This window comes from Yoonia sp. (assembly GCF_046292185.1).
GTDB lineage: Bacteria > Pseudomonadota > Alphaproteobacteria > Rhodobacterales > Rhodobacteraceae > Yoonia.
The window spans coordinates 1-15997 of sequence record NZ_JBKBQY010000024.1 but is presented as its reverse complement, the minus strand read 5'-3'; the positions used below and the strand labels follow the sequence as shown (position 1 = coordinate 15997).

The window sequence follows — 15997 nt, the reverse complement described above, 5'->3', positions numbered from 1 at the left end:
GCAACAGCGAAAAGCCCTATGGCCGCAGCCCCGATGGAGTATCATTCTTGCCAACACAACGCGACGTTCTGGGCCAGACGATTGCGATGAAGCTGGAAGCAGCGATCATCGCCGGCGAACTAGAGGCTGGGACCCGCCTTGATGAAATGTCACTGGCCGAGCGTTACGCGGTATCGCGCACACCCGTACGCGAGGCGTTGCAGATCCTCGTGTCGCGCGCGCTGGTCACGCGCATCCCGTTTCGCGGCACGGTGGTCAGCGAAATCACCCGCGACCGGATCAATGAATTGTTCGAAGCCATGGGCGAGATCGAGGCGCTTTGCGGACGTTTCGCCGCTGAACGCATGCGCATCGAAGAACGCGCCCGGCTGGAAACCCTGCACGAAAAGATGGGCCAGATCGCGGCCGCAAAGGATGTCGCAGCCTATGAACAGGCCAATACCGAATTTCACCAGCTGATCTATGAAGGCGCGCGCAACAGCGAATTTCACGCCATGGCCGAAGCGATGCGTCTGAAACTCGCCCCGTTCCGGCGACGGCAGCTTGCCGATCAGACCCGGATCGCCCGGTCGCACCGCGAACATGCCCAAATTGTGGAGGCTCTGATGCAGCGCAACGGCCCTGCCGCTGACAAGGCGCTGCGCCGCCACCTGATCTCTGCCGCGAAGGCGATGCTGCTGCATTGGCCGGATGACAACCCTGCCAGCCAAAAGCGGACCGCAGCATTCTTGTCGACGTGACCAGCAGGAAGACGGCGAAACCGTTTGATCCGGACCGGATTCGACGCATGGGCGATGCGCGCGCCCAAAGGCGCGCCGGCGACCGACAAGCGCAGTATCAAGGCGACTGACGCAAGATCGACATAGCCCGGCCTTGTTCGGATCAGGCCCAGAGCCCGTGCGGCAGCACAAAGGTCGCCCCATCGGGCGGTATCTGGTTTGCAGCGATCGGACAGCCATAGGCGGTGGCGAGTGCCGAGCCGCCGATCACTTGCACAGGCGCGCCTGCATCCAGCAACTTGCCGTCATGGATCAGCCAGACATCATCGGCCACCATCGCTGCAAGGTTCAGGTCATGCAGCACCATCACCACCCCGCCACCAGCATCAGCAAAACGGCGCAGCACCCGCATCACCCCGATCTGATGAGCGATATCAAGGCTCGCCACCGGTTCATCCAGAAACAGCCAGCGCGCCATCCCGTTCTGCACGGGGTCCCAGACCTGCACCCGCACGCGGGCCAGTTGCACGCGGGCCTGCTGTCCGCCGGACAGTTCCTGATAATAGCGACCGGAAAACCCGGTCAGGTCCACCTCTGCCAGCGCGCGCGTGATCAGATCGGTCCGGTCGGCCTGGGTGCCGCTGGTCAGGCCAAGGCGCACGACCTCGGCGACGGTGAAGGGGAAGGCCAAGGTCGCCGCCTGTGGCAGCACCCCGCGCCGTGCGGCCAGTTCCCATGGCTTGAGTTGCGCAAGGTCATGGTCATCAATCGCGATCCGGCCCTGATAGCCGACATCGCCCGAAATCGCGCGCAGCAGCGTGGTCTTGCCCGACCCGTTCGGCCCGATCACAGCAATGATGCGTCCGGGTGCCGCACTGGCGTTGATCCCGTGCAGAACCTTGGCGCGGCCAAGGGAAACTTGCAGGTTGCGGATGCTCAGCATCACATATCCACCAAGCCGCGCCGCCGCAGCAGAATCCACAGGAACACCGGCGCACCCAGCACGGCTGTGATGATCCCGATGGGCAATTCTGCAGGTGCGATGATGCTGCGCGCGATTAGATCGGCCAGCAGCAGCAAGGTTGCGCCAAGCAAGGCTGCGTTGACCAGCAGATAGCGGTGGTCCGGCCCGGTCGCCAGCCGCAGCAGATGCGGCACGACAATCCCGATGAACCCGATGCCCCCCGACACGGCGACTGCCGCGCCGGTGGCCGCGGCGACGGTCAGGATGGCGACATGCTTGACCCGCTGCACGGGCAGGCCGATGTGATGTGCCGCAGCTTCGCCCAGTGACAGACCGTTCAGCCCGCGCGCCAGAAAAGGTGCCGCCAGCAGCGCAAGCAGCATGACCGGCCCGGCGGCTGCGATCTTTGGCCATGATGCGCCGCCAAGAGAGCCAAGACCCCAGAAGGTCAGGTCGCGCAATTGCCGGTCATCGGCGATATAAACCAGAATGCCTGTCGCTGCCCCGGCCAATGCACCCAGCGCGATCCCCGCCAGCAGCATCGTTGCCGTCGAAGTGCGCCCCGCACGGGTGGACACGCGGTAAAGGACCAGCGTGGATAGCCAGCCGCCGACAAAAGCCGCCACCGGCACCATCTGCCAGCCCAGCGCCGCTGTGACCCAGGCTGGCGCCAACCCACCCAGCACAATCGCCAATACCGCGCCCAGCCCTGCACCCGCGCCGACGCCGACCAGCCCCGGATCGGCCAGCGGATTGCGGAACAATCCTTGCATCACGGCGCCGCCGACAGCCAGCGAGGCGCCCACCAATACGCCGGTCAGCATCCTTGGCAGGCGGATTTCCCATAGGATCAGACGGTCACGGTCGGGCAGGGTCTCGCCCGACCACCACGCCTGTGCCAGACTGCCCAGATGCACGCCCGATGCGCCATGCGACAGGCTGAGAATGCAGGTCAGCAGCAGCAGGCCAGCAAGGGCGTAGGCCACCAGCCTTGCGCGCGGGCTGCGGTCGCCGGGCAGGGCGGCGGTATAGTCCATGGCGACCATCAGCCGTCACGCTGCCCATTCAGGCGCTGAAACTGTGCGGTCAGGTCAAGTGCTGCGTCACCGGTGCGCGGGCCAAAGCCAAGCAGGTAAAGCCCGTCCATCATCACGACACGCCCCGCCGATCCGGCAGGCGTCAACCGCAGTGCCGGATGGTTGGTGACATCGCTCACCGATACTTCGTGGTCGCCGCCGCGATCCATCATCAGGATCAGGTCGGGGGCGGCGGCAATCGCGGCCTCGTCGGTCAGGGGTTTGTAACCGTCGAGGCCCGTCACCGCATTGACGCCGCCGGCCAGGGTGATCATCGCCTCGGCAGAGCTGCCCGCGCCGCCGACCAGCAAGCGTCCGCCCTGCATCGACAGGATGAACATCACGCGCGGGGCCTGTGGCAAGGCCGCACCTGTGGCGCGGGCCTCGTCCAGTTTGGCAGCGACGCTGGCTTGGAGCGCCTGCCCTGCTTCGGGCATATCAAGCGCTTCGGCCACGGCGGCGATCTTGGCGGTCACGCCGCCGGGGTCAAGCGCCTGTGGCACCATCACCAACGGAATACCGGTCCGGGTGAGAACATCGAGCACTTCGGGCGGGCCTGCGTCATGTTCCGCGATGATCATGTCGGGGTCCATCGCGACCAGATTTTCAGCGGATAAGGCGCGGACATAGCCGATGTCGGGCAAGGATGCGACCTCGGCCGGGTAGGTGGAGGTGGTGTCGCGCGCGATCAGGCGGTCGGCGGCCCCAAGGGCGTGGATGATTTCGGCGACTGATCCGCCCGCCGCGATGACGCGGCTGGGGCTTTCGGCATTGGCCGCCGGGGCGATGGCCAACGCTGCGGCCAGAATGGCGTGACGGATCATCACGCCGGCACCCCGGCTGCCAGGGTGTCGGCCAGTTGGTCCCAGCCTTTGGTCTCGGTCGCGGCCTCTGCGCGTTTGCCAAAGATTTGCAGGATCAACTGCCCGTCCTTGTCAAAAGCCTCGACCGAGATCGCGTCGCCGCGTTTGGTGGGTTTGCGCACCAGCCAGGCTTCGGCCACGTTGTCAGCGCGCAGATGCAGGTTGAACCGGGGGTCCAGCACGTTGAACCATGGCCCCATCGGTTCCAGCCGATGCACGGTGCCGGAATGGATCTGAATACAGCCCCGATTGCCGACAAAGACCATGATCTGCAGGCCCTGCGCGCCCGCCTGACGCAGCGCGTCTTCCACTGCCGTGACAGGCAATTGTGTGGCCCAGGGCGCGCCGATGGAACGGTTTGCGCCCAGACGGTCAAATTTCAGCCGGTTGGTCATCGGGACAAACTGATGGGTATCGGTCATCGCCGCCCAACTGCTGCGCAGTTCGTCCAGTTTTTCCTCGTTCACCTGAACGGGCGGGGGGATGAGGCGCGCGGCGAGGTCAAAGGCGGCGTCGTCGGCAATCGCCAGATCGGTGACCAGCGCGTCAAAGGCCGCGATATCCGATTCCGGCCCAAGATGGATTTTATGCACCGCATCGCCGGCGGCATCGAATATTTGCAGGCTCCGTCTGGTGCCATCGGCCCCGGCGCGTTCCACCGCGAACCCATGCACCCAGTGGCGCGGAAAGATCCGTAGGTCGATATCTGTGCCCAGTACCATCGAAGCATGGGTCCCGGCGTGAAACCCCGTATAGACGCCGCGCCGTTCATGAACGCAGTGATCGTTGCGGGTCAGCGCCATCACATCGCCCAATGCCTCGACCCGTGGCAGCAGTCGCGCCGGGTCCGCCACGATCCGGCGTACGCCGTTGCCAAGGTCAGCGGCAAGGATTTCCGCCTCGCGGATGCCCAGCACTTCGGCCAGATCGCGTTCACGCATCTTGGGTTTGTCGGCGCGCGCGGTTGCGATGGCTTCGGCGCTTTGGGGGGATAGAATCATGGGTGACCTCCGTTGAGCCTACCATGCGGGCAGGCGTGGAAGCGTTAGGTCCCGGATCTGGCGTTGCCTCAACGAGCATGGCTGGAAGATCTGACGCATACTTGACTATTTCTGTCAGGTTGCTTAGAGCGCTCTTCGTCGGGGGTCAAGTCCCTGCGATGCGCCAGCCGAACAGCCAGCCAAAATCAATAATAGTTGGATGGAGTGTTTGGAATGAAAATGCGTATGCGCCCGCGCGGGCTGGGGTTGACCTGCCTGCTGATGACGACAGCGATTCTATCGGCGGGGGCGGCGCATGCGCAGCAGGCCGAATTTGACGGAAGCACCTTTTTGGGGCGGCTGATCTTCGGCGCGGGCCAGCAGAAAGTGGCGATTGACACGCCGCAGGCAGTGTCCGTGCTGGATCAGGATGATATCGACCGCGAACAGGCGGCCAATGTAGGGCAGATCCTGCGTAACGTGCCGGGCGCGCAGACCGCAGGGGCGGACCGGCCGCTGGGCTTTGCCTTCAACATCCGCGGGATCGGGGCGACCGAACAATCCGCGTCAGAGGCACGTATCATCGTCAATGTGGACGGCGTACCGAAATTCTATGAGCAATACCGGCTGGGATCGTTCTTTTCCGACCCCGAACTTTACCGCCGGGTCGAGGTGTTGCGCGGGCCGGGATCGGCCACACTTTATGGATCTGGCGCTGTGGGCGGTGTGGTGAATTTCGAGACCAAGGACGCTGGTGATTTCATCCCCGCAGGTGGCAGCGGCGCGTTGCGGCTGAAATATGGCTATGACAGCAACGGCAACGGGCAACTGGGGTCACTGATCTATGCGGCACGGCCAACCGAGGGCGCAGAATTTCTGGCGGCCTTGGGTTATCGCACATCCGATGACTATCAAGATGGGGCGGGCAATGACGTGCGGGGCAGCGAATTCGAAGCGCCTTCCATGCTGCTCAAAGGCACATTTCAGTTGAACGACACGCAGACCCTGCGTTTGTCTGCGCAACGGTTTTCTTCGGACGCCGATAACGCGGCATTGGTGCAGACGTCCGCCGGTAATAACGCAATCGCGCCTGGGATGACGATCGACGATATCTTTGGCCGGGTTGATCGCACGGTGACCGACGACACTTTCAATGTGGAATGGGAACAGCAGGGTGGGGGCTTCTTCAATCCGCGCGTTCAATTGTCATATGCGGACACGACTGTCGAACAATCCAACGCCCGCAATCTTGCTGGCGTTCCGCAAAGCTGTTCACCGACCCCCAGCAATAACAACGTCTTCTGCGACGTGACCTATGCCTATCGCACCACGATGCTGAAGGCCGAAAACACGGCTGATTTCAGCGGCGCGGGTTGGAACAATTTCCTGACCTTCGGCCTGCAGGCCACGCATCAGGACCGGGTCGCCGACAGCGCTGGGCCGCTGGGCTTCCACCCAGAAGGGACTGACCGCAAGATTGGTGTCTATGCACAATCGGAATTCGTGATCGGTGACCGGCTGACCATCATCCCCGGCGCGCGGATCGATTTCGCTGAACGCGAGGCGGGCAGCGGCGTTCCCGGCGCGGAAAGGGTCACGGATAACGCGACGGCGCTGTCATTGGCGGCACTTTATGAGGTGACGGATGACCTTTCGGTCTTCGGCTCGGTCGCGCGGACAGAACGTCTGCCGACATTGGACGAGCTTTATTCCTATTCTGGGACCAAAGGCCCGGCACTGGATCTGGAAAAGGAAGAGGCGACCAATATCGAACTCGGCCTGACCTATAACCGGGACGGATTGTTCACAGCGGACGATAATCTGCAACTGAAACTGACCGCGTTCCGCAACCACATCGACGGATTGATCACCACCACGCCCGGCACTGACACTGTGTTCTTCCGCAACGTCGCCCGCGCCGAATTCGAAGGGGCCGAGATTGAGGCGGGTTATGAGGCGAACGATGTTTTTGGCCGTCTCGCCTTGTCCACCGTGCGTGCCACCGACCGTGATTTTGGCTACACGCTTTCCACAGCCCCGGCCGATACGGTCGCGTTAACACTGGGCGGGCGGTTGCCGGACCAAGGGCTGGAATTCGGCTGGCGCGGCACTTTCGTCGATGACATCACGACATCAAGCCGCAGCACAAACACGGGTGTGATCACCAGCACCAGCTATGATGCCTACACGACACAGGATGTGTTCGTGACATGGCGTCCGCAAACTGGCGCGCTGGACGGGTTCGATGTGCAGCTGGCAGTCGAAAACCTGTTCGACACCGATTACCGCAACAACCTGTCTTCTGATCAGGGACGCGGGCGGACCTTCAAGGTCGCTCTCGCACGGACCTTCTCATGGTAAGGTATCTGATCCTTGCCCTTGCCGTCGCAACATCTGCGGCGGCACAGGAGGACGGCGGCATCGCGCTGGATCTCAACCGGCTGGACCCGGTGCAGGATGCCTGCCGCCTGACCTTTGTCGCCGACAACAGCCTGGCGGATCTGTCGGCGCTGGCGCTGGAAACCGTGCTGTTTGACCGCGATGGCCGGGTTGCCGCGCTGACCCTTTTCGACTTTGGCGACTTGCCAGAAGGCGCGCGCCGGGTGCGCCAGTTTGATGTGGCTGGACAGGATTGCGCCGGGATCGCGCAGGTGCTGATCAATGGCGTGGCCAGCTGCGCCGGCGCGGAGCTGGAGGCCAGGGATTGTGCGCAAGCGTTGCGCGTGACCGGATCGGTCGAGGATGTAGAGGTACTGCAATGATTCATCTTTATCAGGCGCGCGACGCCATTCTGGGCTTTATCGACCTAGGCGGCTGGGTGGTCGGCGTGATCATCGCATTGTCCGTGCTGTCAGGCGCGGTCGTGCTGTGGAAACTGTGGCAATTCGCGGCAGCGGGCGTCGGACGGCACGCGCCGCTGATGGCTGCATTGGCTGCGTCGGACGCAGGCCAGAACGCCCGCGCGATTGCCATGGCTGAGGCGGCACAATCCCATCTGGGGTCGGTACTGACACTGGCGCTTCAGGCGAGCGATGCGCGCGAACGGCTTTATGTCTATGTCGAAGGGCGATTGGCCCGGTTGGAAGGCGGGTTCCGCCTGCTGGAGGTGGTCGCACAAACTGCGCCGTTGCTGGGCCTGTTCGGCACCGTTCTGGGCATGATTGACGCGTTTCGCGCGATGCAGGAGGCGGGCAATAGTGTCGATCCTTCCGTTCTTGCAGGGGGGATCTGGGTGGCGCTGATGACCACTGCAGCAGGGCTCGCGGTTGCCATGCCGCTGAGCGCGATCCTGTCCTGGTTCGAAGGTCGCATGGCCAGCGAGCGGCGAATGGCAGAAACGTTGATCGAAGGCGCATTGCGCCCCGGATTGGCCGCCCCGCGCAAAGAGCCTGCGCCCGAGGCTGGGCTTGCCCATGCTTAGGCAAGCAAGGCAACGCCGACGGCTTTCGATGACATCGCTGATCGATGTCATCTTTTTGCTGCTGTTGTTCTTCATGCTGTCGTCGACCTTTACCCGTTATGGCGATCTGCCGTTTCTGACAGCGACCGGGGGCACCACCGTGCCCGACGGGCCTGCCCCGGCCTTTCTGCGGGTACAGCCCGATGGTATCCGGCTGAATGTCACGGATGTGACCTTGACAGATTTGCCTGCCGCACTGGCCGCACTGGAAGCGACGCTGGTTCTGATTGTCGCCGCCGATGGCGTGACGGCCCAAGCGCTGGTGGATGTGCTGGTCACCGCGCAAAGCGTGCCGGGCGTCAGCCTGCGCCTGATCGGAGGCTGAACCGATGCGCCTTGCCCCCCCGCCCCGCAACAAGCCGGAACCGACGATCGCCCTGATCAACGTTGTCTTTCTGATGTTGGTTTTCTTTCTTGTGGCCGGTCAGATAGCCCGGCCCGCCGACCGCGAAATCACGCTGATCGACGCCAATCTGCCAGACGCCAATGTCCCGGATGATGCGCTTGTCCTGCGCGCTGATGGCGCCATGCTTTGGCATGGGGAGCCGACGACGGTTCCAGATTTCGCGACGGGGCAGGTGGATGGGCCCGACGGGCCAGCGCTGCGAATCTTGCCTGACCGCAATCTGGCCGCAAGGGATCTGATCGCTGTTGCGGTCGAGCTGCGCGCGATCACCGGGCGGGATATTAGGCTAATCACCCAACAGGGGGTGGAGCAATGATGCGCGCGCGCGCTTTTGCAGGTGGTGCGGTCGCGCTCGCCCTGTCGGGGGTCCTGCATGCGGCGGTTCTGCTGATTGCCGCACCAAAGGAAGAGCCGGTGCTGATCACAGGCGGCGGCACGGCGGATATCGCAGCCATTGGTGCCGCGTTCGAGGATTTCGTGGCGGGGGCGGCTCCCGTCACGCAGGCAGCGCAACCTGCTGTGCAGGTCCCCGCGACGCAGCCGACACTGAGCCTGCCAGCATCTGACGCCGCCGATCTGGCGGTCCCAGTGACAGCGCAGCCTTCCGTCGTGCCGACTGCGACGGTGCCGGTGACACAAACCGCAAGTTCCGTCGCGCCGCAGACAACCACCGCCATCGCCGAGGATACGGCGCCGGTTACCTCTGTCCGCCCCGTCGCGCGGCCCGACCGTGCGCCACAACAACGCGCGGCGCAAGCAGCACCTGCCCAGCCCGCGGGCAACGCCCAGACCCATGCCAATCGTGGCAGCGCGCAAGGTCAGCAAGGCGGACAGGCCGCCGCATCCGGCGAAGCCCCTGCACAGGATACCGCAGGCGGGCAGGCGGCAGCGGCAAATTATCCCGGTCAGGTCTTGCGCCAGATCACGCGGCAGCGCCGGCAAACGGCACCGTCACGCGGTACAGTCTTGGTCAGCTTTCAGATCGGGGGGGCGGGTACGCTCGTCAGTGTGGCAGTCGCGCGGTCATCGGGATCACCGGCGCTTGACCAGATGGCGATGGAACATATCCAGCGCTCGGCGCCGTTTCCGCCGCCTCCTGCGGGGGCGCAAACCGCTTTCAGCTTTGAATTCGTCGGAAGATCGTGACGGACCAGGCATTCGTGCTGCCTGGTCCTTTGTGCATCAGGCGACCAGATCGTAGCGGTCGGCGTTCATCACCTTGGTCCATGCGGCGACGAAATCGCGCAGGAACTTTTCGGTGTTGTCATCCTGCGCATAGACTTCGGCATAGGCGCGCAGGATAGAATTGGATCCGAACACCAGATCAGCGCTGGTCGCGGTCCATTTCACCGCGCCTGTCTTGCGATCACGCAATTCGAACGTGCCGTCCGCAACCGGATGCCAGCTATTGGCCATGTCGGTCAGGTTGACGAAGAAGTCTGTCGTCAACTGCCCTTCACGATCCGTGAAGACACCATGGCCGGACCCACCGTAATTGGTGCCCAGCACCCGCATGCCGCCGACCAGGACAGTCATTTCCGGGCCAGTCAGCCCCAGCAATTGCGCACGGTCCAGCAACATGGTTTCCGGGCTGGATTGCATCCCGTCCATATGCCAGTTGCGGAACCCGTCGGATGACGGTTCCATCGAGGCGAAGCTTTCGCCATCCGTCTGTTCGTCGCTGGCATCGCCGCGACCGGGTGCGAAGGGGACCGCCATCGTGTGACCGGCGGCTTTGATCGCCTGTTCCACCCCGACACTGCCAGCAAGCACGATCACATCGGCAAGCGACGCGCCATGTTGTGCGGCAATCGGTTCCAGTGCGGCAAGCACTTTGGTCAAACGGGCAGGTTCATTGCCTTCCCAATCTTTCATCGGGGCCAGACGGATGCGCGCGCCATTGGCGCCACCGCGTTTGTCCGATCCGCGGAAGGTGCGGGCGCTGTCCCATGCAGTGGCGATCATCTCGGCCCCGGTCAGACCGCTGGCGGCAATGGCGGACTTCACCGCATCCACGTCATAGCCGGTATTGCCTGCAGGCACCGGGTCTTGCCAGATCAGATCCTCGGCCGGGACGTCGGGGCCGTAGTAGTTAACCTTTGGTCCCATGTCGCGGTGGGTCAGTTTGAACCACGCCCGGGCGAAGGTTTCGGACATATAGGCATGATCGTTGCGGAACCGTTCACAAATCTCGCGATAGATCGGGTCGACCTTCATCGCCATATCGGCGTCGGTCATGATCGGGTTGTGCCGGATGCTGGGGTCTGACGCGTCTGGCACCTTGTCTTCTTCGCGGATGTTGATCGGTTCCCACTGGAAGGCACCGGCGCGGGATTTCTTCAATTCCCATTCATAGCCGAACAGCAGTGCCAGATAGCCGTTGTCCCATTGGGTGGGGTTCGATGTCCACGCACCCTCAAGACCAGAGGTATGGGCGGTGTTGGCCTGACCATTGAACGCAGGATTGCTCCAGCCAAAGCCGCCGTCTGCAATCGTGGCACCTTCGGGCGCGATGCCGATATCGGCGGCCATGCCGTGGCATTTGCCGACGGTGTGACCGCCGACGGTCAGGGCCGCGGTTTCTTCGTCGTTCATCGCCATACGCAGGAATGTCATGCGGACATATTTGGCTGTCAGTGCCGGATCAGGTTGGCCGTTCACGCCTTCCGGGTTCACATAGATCAGACCCATATGGGACGCCGCCAGCGGATCGTACATGCTGTTGGGGTCCTGAATATCGGTCAAACGTTCGTTCGTGGGGGCGAGCAGGACGGAATCGTTGCCCCAGTTGATATCTTCTTCGGGGGCCCAGATATCTTCGCGCCCAAAGCCGAAGCCAAAGGTTTTCAGGCCCATGGACTGATAGGCGACAGTGCCCGACAGGATGATCAGGTCAGCCCAGGACAGGGCATTGCCATATTTCTTCTTGATCGGCCACAGCAGGCGGCGCGCCTTATCAAGGCTGGCATTGTCAGGCCAGGAATTCAGCGGCGCGAAACGCAGGTTGCCGTTGCCGCCGCCCCCGCGCCCGTCGCCGAGACGGTAAGACCCTGCGGCATGCCATGCCAGACGGATGAACAAACCGCCATAATGCCCCCAGTCGGCGGGCCACCAATCCTGGCTGTCGGTCATCAGCGCGTGCAGGTCAGCCTTGACGCCTTCGTAATCGAGCGATTTCACGGCCTCGCGGAAATTGAAGTCAGCGTCCATCGGATTGTTGCGCGCGCCGTGCTGATGCAGGATGCTCAGGTTCAGGCCGTTGGGCCACCATTTCGCGGCGGTGCCGTCCTTGATCCCGGCATTGCTGCCGTGCATCACGGGGCACCCGCCACTGCGGTTTACGTTGTTTCCGTCCATCGTGTTCTCCTTTACTCGTTCAGGCTGACATGCGGTCATGACAGTTTGATCATGGACGGTCCTTACCGTAGTCAGATCATAAATTCCAATTGAATAAATTGTAATTTTTGATAGTTTAAACTTATGATGAATGTGACATTGAAACAGCTGCGCTATTTCGAGGCTTTGGCCAAGCATCAGCATTTTGGCCGCGCGGCGGATGCCTGCGCGATTTCACAGCCAGCGTTGTCCTTGCAGGTCAAGGAGCTGGAAAATATGTTCGGCACGCCACTTGTCGAACGTGGGTCACGCAAGGTGTTTCTGACGGCGACGGGCGAAGAGTTGTTGCGCCAGGGCTGCAAGATACTGGCGGGGGTCGAGGATCTGGGCAATCTGGTGCGCGCTTTGGACGCACCCTTGTCCGGTGCCTTGCGGCTGGGGATTATCCCGACGATTGCGCCCTATCTGTTGCCCGATATCGTGGCGGGGCTGGCGCGGGATTATCCGGGCGTGACGCTGGAACTGCGCGAATCCGTGACCAACGCATTGATACAGGATCTGTTGGAGGCGCGGCTTGATCTGGCCATCGTGGCGCTGCCGATTTCGGAATCCAATCTGCGTGAACTGCCCTTGTTCGAAGAGGATTTCGTGTTGGTGCGCCCGGAAGGTGAGGCGGGCAAACCCGTGCCAAGCCCGAAGTCGCTGCAATCCATGCGGTTGTTACTCTTGGAGGAAGGCCATTGTTTCCGCGACCAGGCATTGTCGTTCTGCGATATCACGCAGGTAAAGGCGCGGCAGGTGATGGAGGGCAGTTCGCTGTCCACATTGGTGCAGATGGTAGGTGCGGGGCTGGGGGTGACGCTGATCCCCGAAATCGCGATGAATCTGGAACAAAGGGCGGGGGGGATCTGCGTCGCGCGCTTTGCCGCCCCGGCCCCCAAACGCAGTATCGGACTGGTCTGGCGTAGCACAAACCCTTTGGCTAACCAGTTGGTCAAACTGGGCGATATCATCCGCGCGGCGGGGCTGAAGATACGCGATGCCGCGCGGTGATGGCTCTGGCGGCGTCCGCAGCCAGAGCCTTTGTCTTCAGCGGAACAGGTTCTGTTCGACCCCGGCGGCAGTGAACAATCCGTCGCGGCTGGCCTCCAGCTTGCCGCGCAAAGCGTCGATATCGTGGCCCAGCAGTTCGCCCTGCCATTTGCGGATCTGACCGGCGCAGATGACCGTCGACACGTTGGACCGTTCCATCAGTGTGACGACTGCGCCTGCAACATGGTTCAGCGGTGCCACATTCAGCGCATGGGCGTCGAGCAGGACAATATCCGCCTCTTTGCCGGGCGTTAGCGACCCAGTCTTGTGATCCAGGCGCAGGCCTTTCGCCCCGTTCAGGGTGGCGAAACGGATCGCGTCCAGCGCGCTGAGCAGTTGTGGATAATCTTCGCCCAGCAGCGCCTTTTCATTGCAGAACATCCGCTGCGATGTGATCAGGCTGCGCATCTGCGTGAACATATCCGCCGTCATCGTGCATTCGACATCCGTGGATAGCGATGCGGTCATCCCCATATCCAGCACCTTTTGCGTGGGCGGCGTGCCATGGCGCATCTGCATTTCGATCGGGACGGACAGCGACACATGCGCGCCCGCATCCGCCGCATGTTGCCAGGCCTGATCGGACATGCCGGTCATGTGAATGAAGATGTTGTCAGGCCCGAACTTCCCCGCCGCCCCCAGCGCGTCGAAGGTCGGGGCCATCCCGAAGGTGCCCACGACATGCAAGGCAATCGGCAGACCCAATTCGCGCCCGATGCGCCAGCTTTCCTCATATCCGGGCAGATAAATCTCGCCGCCCATGACCATGCTGAGCAGGCCGTCATCGCTGGAAAAATGTTCTTTGCGCAGCCGGGCGGCATCATTGGGATATTGCGCCTTGTCGCCCCAGCCTTCGAAATAGCCGAACACGGCGCGGCGGCCCGTGTTGTGCAACGCTTTGACCACCGCATCGGAATGTTCCGGGCTGTGGTGGATCTGGCTGGTGTCCATGACCGTGGTGACACCGGCATCAAGCTGCGACAAACCGCCGAACAATTCGCTGATATAGACATCCTCGGGGCTGTAGAGCATCGAGAATTTCTGCAGGATCATTTCATAATAATTGAACTCTCCCCCCGGACGGCCGTCGTTCATCAGGACCGCATCCGCCAGAAAGGCGCGCAGGGCGGTTTCGAACTGGTGGTGGTGGGTGTCGATGAAGCCGGGCATCACGACATGGCCGGTGGCGTCGATCACGGCGGCTGCGCCGGCGTCGATATCCGCGCCGACCTGCACGATCTTCGTCCCTTCGATCAGCACATCGCCTTTGGTGAAGTTGCCGACGGCATCATCCATCGACAGCACATAGCCGCCCTTGATCAGCGTCTTGCGTCCCGGTGCTCCGACACCTTGGGGCACCGGCTGATGCTTGCGGCTTGGCCGGGGCGACGGGTTGCCTTCACCGGCGGGCATATGCACCGCGTTCGTCCTGCAGAGTTTACACATGGGGTCTCCTCCCTATCCATGTTTCGAGGTGCGAAAAATTATTCGCTTTCTTTTCAAAATAAATGCAGACAGCCGGGGCAGGAGGCCTCACGCTGACAGGGTAGATTCAAGCACTGGATTACGGGCGATATTCTGGCTGAGCCGGGACGCCGCCGCGCGCAATTCCTGCAGGCGTTTCGCGACCAGGGTTTCGGGCGTGACCTGTCCGCTATAGCCTGACGAGTTCAGTGCTGCGACCGTCTGGCCCTGTGCGCCCCTGATCGGCACGGCGAGCGCTGTGACGCCGTAATCCAGTTCATCCACGGTCGTGGCAAAACCCTGTTCGCGCACGCGGTAGACAAGACGACGCAATTCGTCGCGGTTGGTTACTGTGCAGCTGGTCAGGCTGACAGGTGTGACCTGTGCGAAATAGTCGTCCAACCGCTCATCCGGCAGGCCGGCCAACAAGACCCGGCCCAGGGATGTGGCATGCGCCGGATAGCGCGCGCCCACGACAGCCGAGGCACGGCGCGCACGCTGTTGCGAATAATGCGCGACATACAGCACGTCATGGCCTTGCAGGCTGGCCACTGAACTGGCGTCACCGAACAATTCCACCAAGGCGCGCAATTCGGTCTGGAACGCCTGATCGATGCCAGCGGCGAAATAAAAGGCCGATCCCAGCCCCATCACCTTGGGCGTCAGGTGGAACCGTTTGCCGACCTGCCCGACATAGCCCAGCGTGACCAGCGTGATCAGGCTGCGCCGCGCGGTGGCAGGGGTCAGGTCCGCAAGGCGCGCAACCTCGCTCAGCGTCATTTCGTTGTGCGAGACGTCGAAACTTTCCAGTATCCGCATCCCGTTGGCCAAGGCGTCGACGAATTCGGGGGGTCTGTCTGTCACCTTAACCTCTTGCACGTCGTCGCGCGGTGTCATTCGGGCGACAGAACAAAATCAAATTCAAACATGGCATCAGGCGTGCGTTCCAATGGCAGGCCCAAATCCTGCCCTTTTTTCACAGGTTTCAGTGATGTGATCAAGGATTTGCGCACACCGAAAACGGCATCATTGTTGACATATTCGGTGTTTTCAAAGAAAACTTCGGTGGTGATATCGCGATAGCCCTGCGCGCGCAGGATATAATGCAGATGTGCCGCGCGCCACGGATGCCGCTTTCCCGCGCGCATCAGGTCACCGACAGGGCCGTCGAAAGGCACGGTATAGGGTTTGGGCAGCACGGTAGTATAGAAATACTCACCCTTTTCATTCGTGGTGAATTTGCCGCGCAGATCGTGTTTGTCCTGCCCGCGTTCCTGTTCTTGAATGGGATAGGTGCCAGACCCGTCAGCCTGCCATGTATCTACAATCGCACCGGCCAGCGGTTTGCCCAGAATGTCGCGCACCACACCTTTGGCCAGAATGATCACACCGTCGCGGTCGGTCGCCAGATCGGCACCCAGCTCCTTGACCGGCGCATCATCCAGATAGAATGGCCCGAGGTTCGACCCTTCGGTGCCGCCGCCGCGGGTGTTGATCATATCCACCAGCGCTGAAAAACCCAGCACGTCAGAGGCGAGGATGAATTCATGCCGTTCCGGCGTGGAAATCTTGCCGCAATCATACATGAAATTCAGCACGCCCATCCATTCGGCGTGAGTCAGGTTCGTCTCGCGGGT

At 62.2% G+C, this 15997-nt stretch carries 16 protein-coding genes; 8 read left to right on the top strand and 8 right to left on the bottom strand.

From position 1 onward, the window contains the following. Nucleotides 1-47: 47 nt before the first annotated feature. Entirely contained in the window at nucleotides 48-740 is a 693-nt protein-coding gene (locus tag ACK4TM_RS06495; protein ID WP_409698519.1) for a GntR family transcriptional regulator, read from the top strand. 142 nt (nucleotides 741-882) lie between these two features. On the opposite strand, the gene ACK4TM_RS06490 is transcribed toward ACK4TM_RS06495, so the two are convergent. Genes ACK4TM_RS06490 through ACK4TM_RS06475 form a run of 4 tightly spaced genes read right to left on the bottom strand, consistent with a single transcriptional unit; the run spans nucleotide 883 to nucleotide 4623 of the window. Then, nucleotides 883-1662, bottom strand: a complete 780-nt coding sequence (locus ACK4TM_RS06490) for a heme ABC transporter ATP-binding protein (RefSeq protein ID WP_409698516.1) — start codon at nucleotides 1660-1662, stop codon at nucleotides 883-885. Then, nucleotides 1662-2729 (bottom strand): FecCD family ABC transporter permease, encoded by a 1068-nt coding sequence (locus ACK4TM_RS06485; protein ID WP_409698513.1) that lies wholly within the window; start codon nucleotides 2727-2729, stop codon nucleotides 1662-1664. Before ACK4TM_RS06485 ends, ACK4TM_RS06490 begins: the two co-directional genes overlap by 1 nt. Then, nucleotides 2729-3583, bottom strand: a complete 855-nt coding sequence (locus ACK4TM_RS06480) for a hemin ABC transporter substrate-binding protein (RefSeq protein WP_409698510.1) — start codon at nucleotides 3581-3583, stop codon at nucleotides 2729-2731. Before ACK4TM_RS06480 ends, ACK4TM_RS06485 begins: the two co-directional genes overlap by 1 nt. Continuing rightward, nucleotides 3583-4623 (bottom strand): hemin-degrading factor, encoded by a 1041-nt coding sequence (locus ACK4TM_RS06475; protein WP_409698507.1) that lies wholly within the window; start codon nucleotides 4621-4623, stop codon nucleotides 3583-3585. Before ACK4TM_RS06475 ends, ACK4TM_RS06480 begins: the two co-directional genes overlap by 1 nt. 213 nt (nucleotides 4624-4836) lie before the next feature. Here ACK4TM_RS06475 and ACK4TM_RS06470 point away from each other — a divergent pair, with 213 nt between their 5' ends. The 6 genes from ACK4TM_RS06470 to ACK4TM_RS06445 are packed head-to-tail and all read left to right on the top strand — an operon-like array spanning nucleotide 4837 to nucleotide 9614. Further along, a complete protein-coding gene (locus tag ACK4TM_RS06470) occupies nucleotides 4837-6963 on the top strand; it encodes a TonB-dependent receptor domain-containing protein (protein WP_409698503.1) in 2127 nt (708 codons plus the stop codon). Further along, entirely contained in the window at nucleotides 6957-7364 is a 408-nt protein-coding gene (locus tag ACK4TM_RS06465) for a hypothetical protein (protein WP_409698500.1), read from the top strand. Before ACK4TM_RS06470 ends, ACK4TM_RS06465 begins: the two co-directional genes overlap by 7 nt. Continuing rightward, complete coding sequence (locus ACK4TM_RS06460) at nucleotides 7361-8023, top strand: MotA/TolQ/ExbB proton channel family protein (protein WP_409698497.1); 663 nt, start codon at nucleotides 7361-7363, stop codon at nucleotides 8021-8023. The genes ACK4TM_RS06465 and ACK4TM_RS06460 overlap by 4 nt, the downstream gene beginning before the upstream one ends. Further along, nucleotides 8016-8387, top strand: a complete 372-nt coding sequence (locus ACK4TM_RS06455) for a biopolymer transporter ExbD (protein WP_409698494.1) — start codon at nucleotides 8016-8018, stop codon at nucleotides 8385-8387. Before ACK4TM_RS06460 ends, ACK4TM_RS06455 begins: the two co-directional genes overlap by 8 nt. A 4-nt stretch (nucleotides 8388-8391) precedes the next feature. Further along, nucleotides 8392-8784 (top strand): ExbD/TolR family protein, encoded by a 393-nt coding sequence (locus tag ACK4TM_RS06450; protein WP_409698491.1) that lies wholly within the window; start codon nucleotides 8392-8394, stop codon nucleotides 8782-8784. After that, a complete protein-coding gene (locus ACK4TM_RS06445; protein ID WP_409698488.1) occupies nucleotides 8781-9614 on the top strand; it encodes a TonB family protein in 834 nt (277 codons plus the stop codon). The genes ACK4TM_RS06450 and ACK4TM_RS06445 overlap by 4 nt, the downstream gene beginning before the upstream one ends. Before the next feature lie 36 nt (nucleotides 9615-9650). Here ACK4TM_RS06445 and katG read toward each other — a convergent pair whose 3' ends face one another. Next, nucleotides 9651-11825: a catalase/peroxidase HPI gene (gene katG, locus ACK4TM_RS06440; protein ID WP_409698485.1), complete on the bottom strand. Its 2175-nt coding sequence runs from the start codon at nucleotides 11823-11825 to the stop codon at nucleotides 9651-9653. 123 nt (nucleotides 11826-11948) lie between these two features. Here katG and ACK4TM_RS06435 point away from each other — a divergent pair, with 123 nt between their 5' ends. After that, nucleotides 11949-12857: a hydrogen peroxide-inducible genes activator gene (locus tag ACK4TM_RS06435; RefSeq protein WP_409698482.1), complete on the top strand. Its 909-nt coding sequence runs from the start codon at nucleotides 11949-11951 to the stop codon at nucleotides 12855-12857. A gap of 36 nt (nucleotides 12858-12893) precedes the next feature. On the opposite strand, the gene ACK4TM_RS06430 is transcribed toward ACK4TM_RS06435, so the two are convergent. The 3 genes from ACK4TM_RS06430 to ACK4TM_RS06420 all read right to left on the bottom strand — a co-directional run. Beyond that, a complete protein-coding gene (locus ACK4TM_RS06430) occupies nucleotides 12894-14342 on the bottom strand; it encodes an amidohydrolase family protein (protein ID WP_409698479.1) in 1449 nt (482 codons plus the stop codon). Nucleotides 14343-14429: 87 nt separating this feature from the next. Further along, on the bottom strand, nucleotides 14430-15257 hold the full coding sequence (locus tag ACK4TM_RS06425) for an IclR family transcriptional regulator C-terminal domain-containing protein (protein ID WP_409698476.1): 828 nt from the start codon (nucleotides 15255-15257) through the stop codon (nucleotides 14430-14432). Further along, nucleotides 15254-15997: dioxygenase (locus tag ACK4TM_RS06420; RefSeq protein WP_409698473.1), on the bottom strand; the 744-nt coding region annotated here is incomplete at its 5' end. The genes ACK4TM_RS06425 and ACK4TM_RS06420, both read right to left, overlap by 4 nt.